The organism is Streptomyces sp. NPDC001093 (assembly GCF_040298985.1).
Lineage (GTDB): Bacteria > Actinomycetota > Actinomycetes > Streptomycetales > Streptomycetaceae > Streptomyces.
The window spans coordinates 1-14,042 of sequence record NZ_JBEPBF010000133.1 but is presented as its reverse complement, the minus strand read 5'-3'; the positions used below and the strand labels follow the sequence as shown (position 1 = coordinate 14,042).

The following is a 14,042-nucleotide window of genomic DNA, read 5'->3' as shown; positions in this document are numbered from 1 at the left end:
CTCGCAGGACGTCATGACCGTGTCCGCCGACTGTCACAGGCGCGTCACAGGGAGGGGGAGTGATGTGAACCAGTGGACGTCAGGCGAGACCCGCCCGATGGGCGTACAGGGCCGCCTGGACCCGGTTCTCCAGGCCCAGCCTGGTCAGGATGCGGTTGACCCGGCTCTTCACCGTCGCCTCGCTCAGACCCAGGTCCGCGGCGATCCTGGCGTTGGACAGGCCACGCGCGAGAAGCACCAGGACCTGGATCTCCCGCTCGGTCAGCGAGACGTCCGCCGGTACGGGCACGGGTGCCGCCGGCAGAAGCGCGGGCGGCAGCGCGGTGACGGTGTCGATGAGGCGCCGGGTGACGGTCGGGGCGAGGACGGACTCGCCGTCGGCCGCCGCGCGGAGGGCCTCGGCGAGCTGTTCGGGCCGGCTGTTCTTCAGCAGGAAGCCCACGGCCCCGGCACGCAGGGCCGCGTGAACGTATTCGTCCAGGTCGAAGGTGGTCAGCACCAGCACGCGCGGCACCGGCCCCGGACCCGGCCACTCCCGCACGATCCGCCGGGTCGCCTCCACACCGGTCGTGCCCGGCATGCGGACGTCCATCAGCACCACGTCCGGACGGAGCGCCACGGCCAGGGCGACCGCCTCCTCGCCGTCGCCCGCCTCACCGACGACCGACAGCCCCTCGCGCCGGTCGATGACGAGCCGCAGCGCGGTCCGCACGATCTCCTGGTCGTCGACCACCAGCACGCGTACGGTCATCGGTCCCCCTGTGCCGCATGAGACCGGGCCGCGTCGGCCGCCCGCGCGGACAGCACCGCACGCAGTCGCCAGCCGCCGTCCGGGCGCCGACCGGCGTCCAGCTCGCCGTCGAAGGCCGCGACACGCTCCCGCATCCCGACGAGCCCCCGCCCGGCGCCGGGCACCGGCCGGTGGCCCGCGACCGGCGGGTCGTTCTCGACCTCGACCGCGAGGCGGGCGTCGTCACCGCGCACGGCGATCCGTACGGCGACCGGACCGGCGTGCTTGACCACGTTCGTCAGCGCCTCCTGGACGATCCGGTAGGCCGAGACCTGCATCCCGGCGGGCGGCGCCGTCGGTCCGTCCACCTCGACGGCGCAGGTGACCCGGCACCCCGCGGAGGCCGCGACACCCACGAGCCGGTCGAGACGGGCGAGGGACGGCTCGGGCGCGAGTTCCCGTTCGCCGAAGGACAGCAGCCCCAGCAGCCGTCGCATCTCTGCGAGCGCCGTGTCGGCGGTCCGAGCGATGACCCCGACCCCGTGCGCGGCCTCCTCGGGCTGGAGCGGCCCGGAGGTGAGCACGTCCTCGGCGGCCCGCGCCTGGAGGGCGATGGCGCTGACGTGATGGGCGACGACGTCGTGGAGATCGCGGGCGATACGGGCGCGCTCGGTGAGCACGGCCTGGCGCGCGTTGAGTTCCCGCTCGGCCGCGAGCCGCCGGTTCAGCTCGCGCAGCCGGGCCGCGTCGGCGTCGATCCGGCGCCGCCCGTACCCCAGCAGCCAGGCCAGGGCGAAGAAGAACCCGAACGTCGTGAGGCTGATGGGCTCCAGCGAACCGAGCCGCGGCGGCTCCCAGTGCCCGGTCAGTGCGTCCGTGACGGCGGCCGAGGCGAGGCTGAGCAGGGTCAGTGGCACACTCCCCGCGGCGGGCGTGTACCGGGCCACGGCATAGACACCGAGCATCAGCAGGAACGGTCCGGGCACCTTCGACGGGATCGGGCCGAGCGCCTGGAACAGCACGTACAGGACGGTCATCGCGACGAGCACGGCACGCGGCGCCGTCCGCCGCCACAGCAGCGGCACGGTCTGCGCGCCCCACAGCGCCACGCCCCAGGCGGGCGGCGCGGGCGTTCGGTCCAGCACCGTGGCCATGTCGAACAGGGTGAGCCCGCCGACCCACACGGCGTCGGTCAGTCGCGGCCGGTCGGCGAGCCCGCGTTGTACGGCCCGGGGCAGGGCGATCATCTGGGCGCTCATCTCGGTCCGTCAGGCTAGACGACACGCGAGCGCGGCGGATCCTCCGCAGGGCGCGCATCGAAAGGTGCGCCGGCACCTCCCAGGATCGGCATCGGGCCCGAGGCGCCGCCGGGCCGGCCCGCCCTAGCGTCCCGGACATGTCGAACACAGCCGTACAGCCCCCGCCCCGGCCGACGACGGACCAGCCCCGACGGCGAGCACCTTCCCGCAAGCGTGCCTGGCCCCTGCTGCCGCTCGCCACCGCCGCGATGCTCTTCGCGGTCGGCGGCCGGTGGGACATCGCTGCCGCCGCCTGGATCTTCCCCGTCCTGCTGCTGCGCTTCACCCGCCTGTGCCGTGCCTGGACGGGCGCACTGTGGACCTGGGCGGCGCACCTCGCGGCGGCCGTCTTCTGGATCCAGGAGTCGGCGATCGGGTTCAACCCCGTGGTGCTCGCGGGGGCCCTCGCCCTGGCCGCCCTGCAGACACTGCCGTTCGTCGCCGACCGGCTGGTGCGGGTCCGCCTGCACCCGGCGGCCGCGTCCCTCGTCTTCCCGGCCGGTGTGGCCGCCGTGGAGTTCCTGATCACCCAGGTGTCCCCGTTCGGCACGGCGTACGGCTCCCTCGCCGTCACCCAGCACGGAGACCTCCCGCTCCTCCAGGTCGTCTCGGTGACCGGCCCGTGGGGCATCGGCTTCCTGATCGCCTACGTCGCGAGCACCGTCAACCGCCTCTGGGAGCACGCCTCTTGGCGCGGCGGCCTGGTCTGCACGGCCGTCCTGCTCGGTGTGCTGCTCGCCGGCGGTGCCCGCCCGGCCTTCTTCCCGCCGCAGGGCGCGACCGTACGCATCGCCGGCGTCACCCCCGCTCGCGGCGCCACCGACACGCTCAAGGCCACGCTCGCCCGGTTCGGCAACGGGCCGGGCGGAGTGGCCGCCGCCCCCGCCGCCGCGGTGCGGCCCGCGATGACCGCGGTCGAGGACGACCTGCTCGCGGCCACCCGCCGCGAGGCCGCCGCCGGTGCGAAGATCGTGATCTGGCCGGAGAACGCCGTCCGGACCCGGGAGCCGGACGAGGCCGCCGCCATCGCCGCCGCACAGCGGCAGGCCCGCCGCTCGGGCGTCTACCTGGAGATCGGAGTCCGCGTCTACAGCACCACCCCGCCCGCCTACGGGCGCGACGAGGCCCTGCTCATCGACCCCCGTGGCAAGGTGCTCTGGACCTACCAGAAGGCCCATCCCATCCCCGGTTCCGAGCGCTTCAAGCCCGGCGACGGCCATGTCCCCGTCGTCCGCACACCGTACGGCCGCCTCGCCAACGTCATCTGCTACGACGCCGACTTCCCGGCCCTGATGCGCACCCGGGCCGACATCATGCTGGTCCCCTCGCACGACTGGAAGGAGTACGGCGCCGCGCACACCGACAAGGCGGGCCTGCGCGCCGTCGAGAACGGCTACGCCCTGATCCGGCAGGACGCGGAAGGGTTCTCGGCCGCCTACGACGCCGAGGGACATGTACTCGCCACCTCGGACTACTTCGCGACCGACCGGCAGACCATGGTGGCCTACGTTCCCGTGCGCGGCGTCATCACGGTCTACGACCGCATCGGCGACACCTTCGCCTGGCTCTGCCTGGCCGCGCTCGTCTCGCTCACGGTCACCGCCGTCGTCCGGCCCCGGCGCCCGGGGGACCGCTGAGGCGTCAGGCGACCGCCGAGCGCGCCGTCCGCTCGACCAGGGAGATCCCGTCACTCATCGAGGCGCTGCCGTTCGACAGCACCGCCACGAGGCAGCGGTGGCCCTTCACGGTGACCTGGCCGACACTGTTCACGTCCCAGAGGCCGGAGGTGTTGCGCTGCAGCCAGCCGTTCTTCAGTGCCCGCGGGGTGCCGGAGCCGCCGACGGCCGAGACGCCCCAGGTCTGCTCGGGGACGACCTGGCCCATGAGGGTGCGGATGTAGGTCCGGGACTGCGCGCCGAGGGCGGACTTCGCGGTGGAGCCGGGCCGCGCCGCCGTGTCGCCGTCGAACACGGCCCGCATCAGCCGTATCTGGTCGCTCGCGGTGGTCCGGGTCAGCCCCCACTTCACGCCCGGCCCACCCGTGGTCGAGGTCAGCCCCAGCCGCTTGTTGGCCGCCGCCAGCCCGGAGGCCTGGCCGATCTCCCGCCAGAGCGCGTCGGCCGCCGTGTTGTCGCTGCGCCGGATCATCGGCTCGGCGTGGCCGCGCTCATCGGCGGTGAGCCGGCGTCCCGCGTCCTGCGCCTGGAGCAGCAGCGCCGCGAGGATGTCGACCTTGACGATGCTGGCGGTGTCGTACGCGCTGTCCTGCCCGTGCAGCACCGGCGTGCGGCCGGCTCCGTCCAGGTCGAGCACGGCGGCCGTGGCGTGCGCAGAGGCGGTCTGCGCGGGGGCCGAAGCGGCCGCGGCCGGTGCCGGGTGCAGTGCGCCCACGGAGGCGAGGGCCGCGGCCGAGGCCAGCAGGGCACCGGCCCGTGTGCGCGCGAAGGTGAGGAGAAGGTAAGACGGCATGGCGTCGAACGTAGACAAACCGTGCCCCCGGCGACGTGGCAGCGGTCACCTTCAGGCCTGTTCATGGCGAATTGTGAGAAGAGCCACCGGCGCCGCCGATGGGACGCATTGCCACGTCCGGTTCGGTCATGCGGCGGCGTGTACGCGCGGCTGGACCACACGCCTCGCTTAACGTCGGCCGGACACCGACATCCGGAGTGGTCATGGAAAAAACGGATGAACTGGTTGGCGCGGCCGAGGGTGTGACCGTCGTCCCCGTCGGTTCGCCGTCCGTACGGCGCATCCGGCCGTGGCCGCTCGCTGCCGCCCTCGTGATCGCGCTCGGTGCCCTAGCCGTGCTCGTCCTCGTCGGCCCCCAGTGGCTGAACCGGCCCGCCGTCCAGGCCTGGCGCACCGTGTGCCTCGCCATCACCGTCCAGGCACTCCCCTTCCTGCTTCTCGGCACCGCCCTGTCCGGCGCGATCAACGCCTTCGTGCCGGCCGACCTGTTCACGAGGGTCCTGCCGAAGCGGCCCGCTCTCGCCGTGCCCGTCGCCGGCGCCGCGGGCGCGGTGCTGCCCGGGTGCGAGTGCGCCTCCGTGCCCGTCGCCCACAGCCTGATCCGGCGCGGGGTCACCCCGGCCGCCGCCTTCGCCTTCCTGCTCTCCGCGCCCGCCATCAACCCCGTCGTGCTGACCGCCACCGCCGTCGCCTTCCCCGGCGACCCCGCGATGGTCGCCGCCCGGCTGCTCGCCTCCCTCGCCACGGCGGCCGTGATGGGCTGGCTCTGGCTCTGGCTGGGCAAGGAGAAGTGGCTGCGGCCGGTGCTGAGAAACCGGCACACCGGCCACCGGCACGGCCGCAGCCGCCTGCACGAGTTCCGGCTCGGCTTCCGGCACGACTTCCTGCACGCCGGCGGCTTCCTCGTCCTCGGCGCCATGGCCGCCGCCACCTTCAACGTCGCGGTGCCGCGCTCCGTCCTCGACGCCTTCTCCGGCTCACCCTGGCTCTCGGTGCTCTTCCTGGCCGGGCTCGCCGTACTGCTGGCGGTCTGCTCGGAGGCCGACGCCTTCGTCGCCGCCTCGCTCACCGGTTTCTCCCCGGCCGCCCGGCTCGCGTTCATGGTCGTCGGGCCGATGGTCGACCTGAAGCTGATCGCCCTTCAGGCGGGCACCTTCGGACGGGCCTTCGCCTGGCGGTTCTCGACGGCCACCACCCTTGTGGCGGTCGCCGCGAGCGTGCTGATCGGAGGCGCGCTGCTGTGAAACGCCCGGTCCAGACCCTGCTGCTGACCCTGACCGGCATCGGCCTGCTGCACACGGCCCTCTTCACCGACACCTACCTGCGCTACGTCAAGGCCGGTCTGCGGCCACCGCTGATCGCCTCCGGCGTGGTCCTCCTGCTGCTCGGCCTGGCCACGGCGGCCGCACGGGGCGCACCGGGGCACGCCGCCCAAGACGACCACGACCCCGAGGACGAACACGGCCACGACCACTCCGGCGCCCCGCGCATCGCCTGGCTGCTGTTCCTCCCGGCGATCAGCCTGCTCTGCTACGCTCCGCCCGCCCTCGGCGCGTACACCGCTGCACGCTCGAACGCCAAGCCGGTCGCCGTGCAGAAAGGATTCGCGCCGCTGCCCTCGACCTCACCGCTGCCCCTGACCCTCACCGACTTCACCAAGCGCGTCCAACAGGACCCCAGCCGGGCCATCAGGACCAGGCTCGTCCAGCTCACGGGCTTCGTCACCCCGGCCGAGGACGGCGACGGCTGGTTCCTGACCCGCATCATCTTCACGTGCTGTGCGGCGGACTCCCAGACCGTCAAGATCCGCGTGTACGGCGCCGAGGCCCCGCCCGCGAACACCTGGCTCGCGGTGAGCGGCACCTGGCACCCCCGGGGCACCCTCGGCACGAGGACCGCGCAGGCCGCGCTCGACGCCCGGGACGCCCACCCCATCGCCCAGCCCGTGAACGCCTACACCGACGACCTGCCGCTCACACCGTCCTAGGCGCAGGTGCGTGCTCAGGGCCCCGGCCGAAGGCTCCGGAGGGAGTTCGACGCCAGGCCCTAGCCGTCGTACCGCAACGACCCGGGCATCCAGGGTGCCGGCCGCGCGGAGCCCGTCGCGGGCACGGCCGGTGTGTCGGTGAGGAGCACGCCCGTCACCAGGGAGGGGCGGATGCGCACGGCCTGGTCCGCGCCCTCCTGCGGCGCCCAGGGGGTGAGCAGCGTCCGGACCCGGGCCAGGTCCGCGGGGTCCGTGACGAGCCGGGCGTAGCCGGTGACCACCACGCTCCAGCCGAGATGCGTGTCCGGGTCGATCACGTCGGCCTCGTAGGCGACCACCACGCCCTCGCCTCCGCCCTGCTGCGTGTGCGCGGTCAGCGCGGCGCCGTCGTGGGTGCGGATCACGATGTCGCCGTCGTCGATGATGTGATTGACCGGGCGGACGGTGGGCAGTGCCTGCCGCGTGAAGACGATCCGCCCCAGGGACACGCTGTCCAGCAGCCGCAGCGCTTCGACCGGGTCGAGGTCGATGCGCCGGTGCTTCGGCTTGCCGTTACGGATCATGGCTGGCTTCTTCGCGGGTGTGTGACTCTCCCCGCCTTCACAGGCCTGGGCCCGCGCGGCGGCAATCCGGGGGCGGAGCGACACCGCGGGGGAATCGGCGCCGCTCCTGATCCCCACTGTCACCCCTCCCCCTTTGTCCGACCCAGTGTCCTTCGGCCCACGGCGGCAGGGCCGGACGTCCCGACTCCGCCGGTCGGCGGGGACGGGCGAGAAGTCGTCATGAGCCTCTTCCGTACTCACCCCGCCTCGGTCCGCATTGAGGTGCACGATGGTGTGGTGACACTCGACGGCCGGGTCCGGGAGACCGCCCCGGGCCCGCCCGCCGCCCGCCCGGCGAGGGACACGCGGAGTGGGTGCGGCGAAGCCGCCGGTGTGCGAGAGGAGGCGGTGAGGATGAACCGGACACCTCCCACGACGGTCACCCAGGTACGGCTGTGGCGCTGGCGACGCAATCCGCTGCGGCGGCACAGCGACGCCGTCGAGGCCTGGATCGTCCTCGTGACCTGGGTGCTCGCCGTTCTCGGCGGAGCCGCCGCCGGTTTCGTGGCGGCCCAGACCGCCGGCGCGGCGTTCTCCGCGCGGCAGGCCCAGGTGCACTCCGTGTCCGCCGTGGTCACCGACGGTGCGGCGCGGACCCCGGCCTCCGGGACCGGCTACGACGACGGGCGGGTGTGGGCCACCGTGCGCTGGACCGACGCACACGGCACCGTGCACACCGACCGGGCGAAGGTCCTTCCGGGCGCCCCCACCGGGTCCCAGGTGACCGTGTGGACCAACCGCGCGGGCCACGTGGTCTCCGCGCCCGTCACCGGAGCTGCCGCCGATCTGCAGGCGGCCCTCACCGGCGCCCTTGTCGGCCCCTCGGCCGGCGCGGCGGTCTGGGGCGCGGGCTGGGTGGTGCGCAGCCGGCTGATCAAGCGGCGCATGGCCGAGTGGGACGAGGAGTGGAAGCAGATCGGCCCCCGGTGGGGGAACCTCAGCGGCGGACGAGGCTGAGCACACGACACCAGGGACTGCGCCCAGGCGCCGGACACGTGGTGCGGCCGGGCGGGGAGACGGGGCGCGCGAGGAGCCGGGGCGACAGGGCGGCAGCGCGACAGGGCGGGAAGGGCCACCCGCTTCTCGCGGATCCGGATTGCGCGGTGCACGGCTCCGGGCCGCTTCCCCGCGTCTGTTCTCGGTCCTTCCCGCCGATACCAGCACACCACGGAAACCGTCGTCCCACCAGGCCCCAGGAGCCCTCGGGCGGCGCGGTGATCGGCATGGGCTCCGGACTCCCCCTCGCGCCCCCCGCGGCACGACCGGTCAGGTCTTGTGCAGGACGACGAGGAGCACCAGCAGCACGGTGGCACCGGCGGTCGTGCCGTGGGCGACCACGGCCGTGAGCGGGAAGTGCCGCTCGGCCGTGGCGTCCCCGTGGGAGTGGCGCCCGGAACTGGGCAGCCGGCGCAGCGGCATCATGAAGCCGAACGCGGCCACGATCAGCACGACCGCGCACGCGGCCCAGGCCGAACTCCGCACCCCTCCCACCACATAGGCGGTCCAGGCGGCGAGTCCGGCCACGGCGAGGGCCACGTGCCCGAGCACGAGCCACAGCGGCAGCCGCGTCACACCGGGCGTGCGCTGCCGCAGTCCGCCGTACCGCACCCACACCGTGGCGAGGTATCCGCCGAACCCGGCGGTCAGCAGCCACGCGCACAGAGCGAAGACACCCATACGTCCCGCCCCCTGTCCTCCGTACGGCCGGGCCCTGTCGTGGCGTCGGGGCCGCGTCGCTCAGCACCCCGCACGGAGCGGGAAGAGTCCGGAACATCCATCCGTCGATTCACCCGTAGGGATGAAAAGTGGCCTGGCTGTCCCCACGGGCCGTCCGAAGGGTGCAAGTGAGTGCCCGGAGCATGCGCGGAGTGTGCTGCTCAGGCCACCGTGCCCCGCTGGGCGCCCGGCACCAGCGGCGCGGCGGCCGCAGCCGACGCCGTGAGCGCCGGGATCAGGCCGGCGACCCGTTCGAGCTGGTCGCGCTGGGAGGCCAGGCCCAGGGCGCCCGGGCGGACGACGAGGTGCCGGGCCCCGGCCTCGACGAACCGGGTGAGCTGGGCATGCACCTGCTCGGCGGAGCCGGCGACGACCGCCTGGATCCGTTCCAGCTCCGACAGCGGCATGCCGTAGACGGCCCGCGCGTACGCCTCCATGCCGTGCCGGGCGCCGTCCTCGCCGGCTTCGTCGACCCGTACGGAGACGAAGAGCGCCGGCGTGACGTCCTGCGCCGGGCGCCCCGCCCCGGCCGCCGCCGTGCGCACGTTCAGCAGGCCGGAGGCGTAGTCGGCCGGGTCGGGCGGATACGGGAGCCAGCCGTCGTACAGCCGGCCGGTGCGGTCCTGCGCCGCCGGGGTTCCGCCGCCGAGCCAGACCGGCGGCCCGCCGGTACGGTGCGGCGCGGTCGCCGGCGGGAGGCCGTCGAACCGGAGGATCTCGCCATGGAAGGAGTCCGCGCCGCTCCACAGGGCCCGCCACAGCGCGACGGTCTCGTCCAGCCGGGCGAAGCGGCGTGCCCATGGCACCTCGGACAGGTCGTACAGGGGCCGTCCGAAGCGGCCGGGGAACCCCGCGCCGACGGCCACGGTGAGCCGGCCGCCGGACAGCAGGTCGAGGGAGGCCAGGGTCTGCGCGGTCTGCACCGGCCGGCGCAGGAACGGCAACAGGGCCGCCGTGCCCAGTGTCACGGTCTCGGTCACCGGGGCGAGCGCGGCGAGCATCGTCAGTGCCTCGATGCGCGGGCTCACCAGGGAGTCGTTGACGAAGACGGAGGAGAAGCCCAGGCGCTCGGCCCGGCGGCCGAAGGCCACCAGCTCACGCGGGCCGTCGCCCGGACCCCACTGCGCGGTGCCGGTCGGAAGGAGTACGCCGATGTCCATGCCGACGATGCTCCGGCCCGGGCCGCGGCGCGACAATTCCCCCCGGGGAATGGCCGGAACGCCGCTCCGGGCGCTAGAACGGGCGCGTGGACTTCCCCCGCGCGCTGCGCGCCCACCGGACCAGCCGTCACCTCAGCCAGCTCGACCTGGCCCTGCGGGCGGGCACCACACAGCGCCACCTGAGCTTCATCGAGTCCGGCCGATCCGTCCCCGGCCGCACCATGGTCGTACGCCTGGCGGACTCGCTGGAACTGCCGCTGCGCGAACGCAACGAGCTGCTGCTGGCGGCCGGGTACGCGCCCGCCTACCCCGAGAGCTCCCTCGACGGCCCCGAGCTGGCCCCGGTGCGTACGGCGATCGACCACATCCTGCGCGGGCACCTGCCGTATCCGGCACTGGTCGTGGACCGCGGCGGTGATCTGGTCGCCGCGAACGAGGCGTTCGACGTGCTCACCGAGGGCGTGGCCCCGGAACTCGTCGGCCCGTGCACGAACGTCTACCGGCTCGCACTGCATCCGCGGGGTCTGGCCCCGCGGATCGCCAATCTCGCCGAGTGGTCCCGGCACATCCTGGCCCGCCTCGGCCACCTGCCCGAGCTGCGGGACGAACTCACCGCCTACATACCCGAGTTGGAGAACCGCGCCGACCACCTGGGCTTCGCGGTCCCGCTGCACCTGCGCTCCTCGTACGGCGACCTACGGCTGATGACGACCGTCACGACCTTCGCCACCGCCGCCGACGTGACCCTCGCCGAGCTGAAACTGGAGGCGTTCCTCCCGGCCGACCCGGTGTCCCAGCAGGCCCTGGCGACGGCCGCGGCGCACTGGGACATCCAGGGGCCCCGCTAGCCCGCGCCCGTCTTCTCCCGGCCCGCCCCGCGCTTTACGCGTGACCGTGCTCGCCGTCGCGCACCCCCACCCCTACTGTCCGGGCCCCGCCTCCGACCCGCACGACATCGCGAGGCGTCCGCATGAAGGCACCCCCGAAGCCCGGGCCTTCCTGACACCGTTCGCGAAACTGCCCTCGCTGGGGAGCACATCGGTCGCCGTCCACCGCACCGGGCCCACCGTCGTACCCGGTCGTGCCGCGGCAGGGCGCGGGCACAGCCGTCACCACCGCGAGAGACGCGGGGATCGCGGCCGTGCCGGCCAATCATCAGCAGTGCTCGGGTGTCGTCGGCCTGGTACGGATGCGCGCGCGGCAGTCGTTCGCCGTCCACCGCGAGGGGCCGGGTCAGTCCCGTGAGTTGCCGAACAGGATGCGGTAGCCGATGAGCAGCACCAGGGAGCCGGCGATCGCCGCGCCCCAGGTGTAGAGGTCGAAGAAGTGCTTCTCCACCGGACGGTGGAGGAAGTGGGCGGAGAGCCACCCGCCGACAAAGGCGCCGGCGATGCCGATGAGCGTGGTGCCGATCACGCCGCCGGGATCACGGCCTGGCAGCAGTATCTTGGCGATGCCTCCGGCGAACAGGCCCAGCATGATCCAGCCGATGAAGCCCATGGTGTTGTTGTTCCTCCCGTCGGGTCGGGATCCGCGCCGAGTGCGGCGGAGACCGACACTTGATTGCCCCTTTGCGCAAGCCTAGGGGCCGGTCGAGGGGGCCGGACAAGTGGTGTTGGCCTGCGGCGGGCCTCTGGTGATGAGCCGTCGAGGTTCTGCTACATGATGAAGACATTGCGCAATCGAGGAACCCGGAGTGGTTCCGGCGCGTCGATCATGATGGACACGGAAAGTGTGAGCGGCTGCGGAGGACGTGGATGAGTGTGTCCCTGACCAAGGGCGGCAATGTGTCGCTGAGCAAGCAGGCCCCCGGTCTGGCTGCCGTGACGGTCGGGCTGGGCTGGCAGGCGAACACCGGGTACGAACTGGACGCCGGCGCGCTGCTGTGCGCCCCGTCGGGCCGGGTGCCGTCCGACGAGCACTTCGTCTTCTTCAACAACCTGAGCAGCCCCGACGGTTCGGTCCGCCACCTGGGCGGCGGCAGTCCGGTCGACGGCGACGACCAGCGGATCGAGGTCGACCTGACCAGAGTCCCGGGCGAGGTCGAGAAGGTCGTCTTCACCGTGTCGCTGTACGAGGGCGCGGGCCGCGGCCAGTCCTTCGGGCAGGTACACCGCGCGCACATCCGTGTCCTCGACCGGGAAGGCGGCACCGAACTGGCTCGCTACGACCTCGCGCCCGGCGCCCTGTCGACCGAGACCGCGCTCGTCTTCGGCGAGCTGTACCGGCACGGCGCGCAGTGGAAGTTCCGCGCGGTCGGCCAGGGGTACGCCTCGGGACTCGCCGGCATCGCCACCGACTACGGCGTGGCCGTGCTGAGGGACACGTCCCCGAGTCCGGCCGCGAACCCGGTCGCCGCACCGCAGACGCACGGCGGGCCCGCTGTGCCGCCCGTCCCATCGAAGCCGCCGGTCGCCGCCCCGCCGGCCCCGGCGTTCCCCGCATCCCCGCAACCAACCACCGGGAGTTCCAGCGTGACCTGCTTCTTCGACCCCAACCACGGCCCGGGCTCGATGACCGTGACCTGGTCACCGCAGTGGGGCGTGCCCCGGCCCGTCCAGGTCTGCGGCGCCTGCGCGCAGCGTGTGCAGACCACGGCGCCGCCGTTCTACACCCCGCCCCAGCAGGGCTATCCGCAGCCCGTGCCGCAGGGCTATCCGCAACAGGGTTACCCGCAACAGGGTTACCCGCAGCAGGGCTACCCCCAGCAGGGGTACGGCCAGCCGTACGAGGACCACGACCATCATCAGCAGGGCGGCGGCCGGCGCTTCGGCACGGGCGCGCTCATCGGCGCCGGCGCGGCAGGCCTCATCGGCGGCGCGCTGCTGAACGAGGCGTTCGACGACGACGAGCCGGAGGTCGTGGTCAACAACTTCTACGAGGACTGAGTCCCCGGGACGGAGACGGACCTCTCCTGCCGCCCCGTGAGCATGCGGCCGGTCCCGGCCAGGGCGTCCGGGCCGTCCCGGCGGCGCCCGGACGCCGGAACCGGACGCCTACACTGGGTGGGCGCACGTGCGTCGGCTGTGACGAGCAAGGGGGCGGGAGAGGACTGTGACGGAGAGCAGCGCCGCCGGCTTCGAGGATCCGCCCGCCGAGCTGCTCGCCGATGCTGCCGCGGCGTTCGGGCTGCTCGCCTCCTCCGCCCGGCTGCATCTGATGTGGGCCCTGTCGCAGGGGGAGAGCGATGTCACGCGTCTCGCGGACCGGGTGGGCGGAGCACTCCCCGCGGTCAGCCAGCACCTGGCGAAGCTCAAGCTCGCCGGACTTGTCCGCGCGCGCCGCGAGGGCCGTCGCCAGGTCTACTACATCGACGACTCCGACGTCGTGACCGTGGTCCGGGTGATGGTGGGTCAGCTGACCGTGCGCTCGGCGAACGCCTCCGCCCCGGTCCACGGCCTGCACAAGATCGGCGGCTGAGAGCACCACGCGTAGGCGGCCGGCCCTGTGCCGGTCCCTTCTGTATGACGCTCTCGTGCAGGGTCTGTGCTAGGACTATATGTCGCTCTTATCTAAGGCGCGTAGACTCCCGCTCCGGCACCGTCCCGGGTCCGCATGGCGGTTCCATGAGATGCCTCACCTGTGAATCATGTGTGCATCTGTGCTGTTCGGGCCGCAGGTTTGTTAGATTGCGCAACCACGCAAGCAAGGGTGGAGTGACGTGCTCCGCCCGCCCGTACATCGCCGCGCGGGCCGGGCCGTACACCCCACGGCCCAGTCTGACGGGCCCGACCGTTCATGGGAGTGGTAGATGAGCGACCCGTGGGACGGGCCCAGCGGGCAGGCCACGCGCAGCCGTGGTGCCCGGGTGCCCGGACAGCGCGCGGCCGACCCCGACGGGGCGCACCGGCCGGGTGGCCGGGCCGCGACGCGGGTGGCTGCGCGCGAGCGCGGCAGGCGGGGGCGCCGGGCTCGTCCGGTGGGTCGCGGCAGGAGGGTGCTGAAGATCCTCGGGATAGGCCTGTCGGTGATCATCGTGGTCACGGCCGGTGCGGGCTGGTGGTTCTACCAGCACCTGAACGGCAACATCAACAGCGTCGCGCTCGACGGCAAGGGCGGCACCGAGAAGGCCGACGCCTT

14 protein-coding genes and 1 pseudogene are annotated in these 14,042 nt (G+C 73.3%); 8 read left to right on the top strand and 7 right to left on the bottom strand.

Annotated elements, in window-relative coordinates:
- Positions 1 to 79: 79 nt before the first annotated feature.
- Complete coding sequence (locus ABT288_RS40860; protein WP_351619346.1) at positions 80 to 751, bottom strand: response regulator; 672 nt, start codon at positions 749 to 751, stop codon at positions 80 to 82.
- Positions 748 to 1,989 carry a sensor histidine kinase gene (locus tag ABT288_RS40855; RefSeq protein WP_351619343.1) on the bottom strand — a complete coding sequence of 414 codons (1,242 nt, stop codon included), beginning with the start codon at positions 1,987 to 1,989 and terminating at the stop codon, positions 748 to 750. Before ABT288_RS40855 ends, ABT288_RS40860 begins: the two co-directional genes overlap by 4 nt.
- Before the next feature lie 137 nt (positions 1,990 to 2,126).
- On the opposite strand from ABT288_RS40855, the gene ABT288_RS40850 reads away from it, so the two are divergent.
- Complete coding sequence (locus ABT288_RS40850; RefSeq protein WP_351619340.1) at positions 2,127 to 3,665, top strand: nitrilase-related carbon-nitrogen hydrolase; 1,539 nt, start codon at positions 2,127 to 2,129, stop codon at positions 3,663 to 3,665.
- 4 nt (positions 3,666 to 3,669) lie between these two features.
- Here the strand turns inward: ABT288_RS40850 and ABT288_RS40845 are convergent, their stop codons facing one another.
- Positions 3,670 to 4,497 carry a serine hydrolase gene (locus tag ABT288_RS40845; protein WP_351619337.1) on the bottom strand — a complete coding sequence of 276 codons (828 nt, stop codon included), beginning with the start codon at positions 4,495 to 4,497 and terminating at the stop codon, positions 3,670 to 3,672.
- A 203-nt stretch (positions 4,498 to 4,700) separates the two neighbouring features.
- Here ABT288_RS40845 and ABT288_RS40840 point away from each other — a divergent pair, with 203 nt between their 5' ends.
- Positions 4,701 to 5,741 (top strand): permease, encoded by a 1,041-nt coding sequence (locus ABT288_RS40840; RefSeq protein WP_351619334.1) that lies wholly within the window; start codon positions 4,701 to 4,703, stop codon positions 5,739 to 5,741.
- Positions 5,738 to 6,484, top strand: a complete 747-nt coding sequence (locus ABT288_RS40835; RefSeq protein WP_351619331.1) for a TIGR03943 family putative permease subunit — start codon at positions 5,738 to 5,740, stop codon at positions 6,482 to 6,484. Before ABT288_RS40840 ends, ABT288_RS40835 begins: the two co-directional genes overlap by 4 nt.
- A 59-nt stretch (positions 6,485 to 6,543) precedes the next feature.
- Here ABT288_RS40835 and ABT288_RS40830 read toward each other — a convergent pair whose 3' ends face one another.
- Positions 6,544 to 7,047, bottom strand: a complete 504-nt coding sequence (locus tag ABT288_RS40830) for a pyridoxamine 5'-phosphate oxidase family protein (protein ID WP_351619328.1) — start codon at positions 7,045 to 7,047, stop codon at positions 6,544 to 6,546.
- A gap of 393 nt (positions 7,048 to 7,440) precedes the next feature.
- Here ABT288_RS40830 and ABT288_RS40825 point away from each other — a divergent pair, with 393 nt between their 5' ends.
- Complete coding sequence (locus ABT288_RS40825; protein WP_351619325.1) at positions 7,441 to 8,043, top strand: Rv1733c family protein; 603 nt, start codon at positions 7,441 to 7,443, stop codon at positions 8,041 to 8,043.
- 309 nt (positions 8,044 to 8,352) lie between these two features.
- Here ABT288_RS40825 and ABT288_RS40820 read toward each other — a convergent pair whose 3' ends face one another.
- Both ABT288_RS40820 and ABT288_RS40815 read right to left on the bottom strand, forming a co-directional pair.
- Positions 8,353 to 8,763: a hypothetical protein gene (locus tag ABT288_RS40820; RefSeq protein ID WP_351619322.1), complete on the bottom strand. Its 411-nt coding sequence runs from the start codon at positions 8,761 to 8,763 to the stop codon at positions 8,353 to 8,355.
- A 200-nt stretch (positions 8,764 to 8,963) separates the two neighbouring features.
- Entirely contained in the window at positions 8,964 to 9,962 is a 999-nt protein-coding gene (locus ABT288_RS40815) for an LLM class flavin-dependent oxidoreductase (protein WP_351619320.1), read from the bottom strand.
- An 86-nt stretch (positions 9,963 to 10,048) separates the two neighbouring features.
- Here ABT288_RS40815 and ABT288_RS40810 point away from each other — a divergent pair, with 86 nt between their 5' ends.
- Entirely contained in the window at positions 10,049 to 10,810 is a 762-nt protein-coding gene (locus tag ABT288_RS40810) for a helix-turn-helix domain-containing protein (protein WP_351619317.1), read from the top strand.
- Positions 10,811 to 11,195: 385 nt separating this feature from the next.
- Here ABT288_RS40810 and ABT288_RS40805 read toward each other — a convergent pair whose 3' ends face one another.
- Positions 11,196 to 11,462, bottom strand: coding sequence for a GlsB/YeaQ/YmgE family stress response membrane protein (locus ABT288_RS40805; protein ID WP_351619314.1), 267 nt, complete (start codon positions 11,460 to 11,462; stop codon positions 11,196 to 11,198).
- Between the two features lie 257 nt (positions 11,463 to 11,719).
- On the opposite strand from ABT288_RS40805, the gene ABT288_RS40800 reads away from it, so the two are divergent.
- The 3 genes and pseudogenes from ABT288_RS40800 to ABT288_RS40790 form a co-directional block, all read left to right on the top strand.
- On the top strand, positions 11,720 to 12,850 hold the full coding sequence (locus ABT288_RS40800) for a TerD family protein (protein WP_351619311.1): 1,131 nt from the start codon (positions 11,720 to 11,722) through the stop codon (positions 12,848 to 12,850).
- A 166-nt stretch (positions 12,851 to 13,016) separates the two neighbouring features.
- Positions 13,017 to 13,382, top strand: a complete 366-nt coding sequence (locus tag ABT288_RS40795; protein WP_351619308.1) for an ArsR/SmtB family transcription factor — start codon at positions 13,017 to 13,019, stop codon at positions 13,380 to 13,382.
- 331 nt (positions 13,383 to 13,713) lie between these two features.
- Positions 13,714 to 14,042 (top strand): annotated as a pseudogene (locus tag ABT288_RS40790) (LCP family protein); the annotation flags it as partial.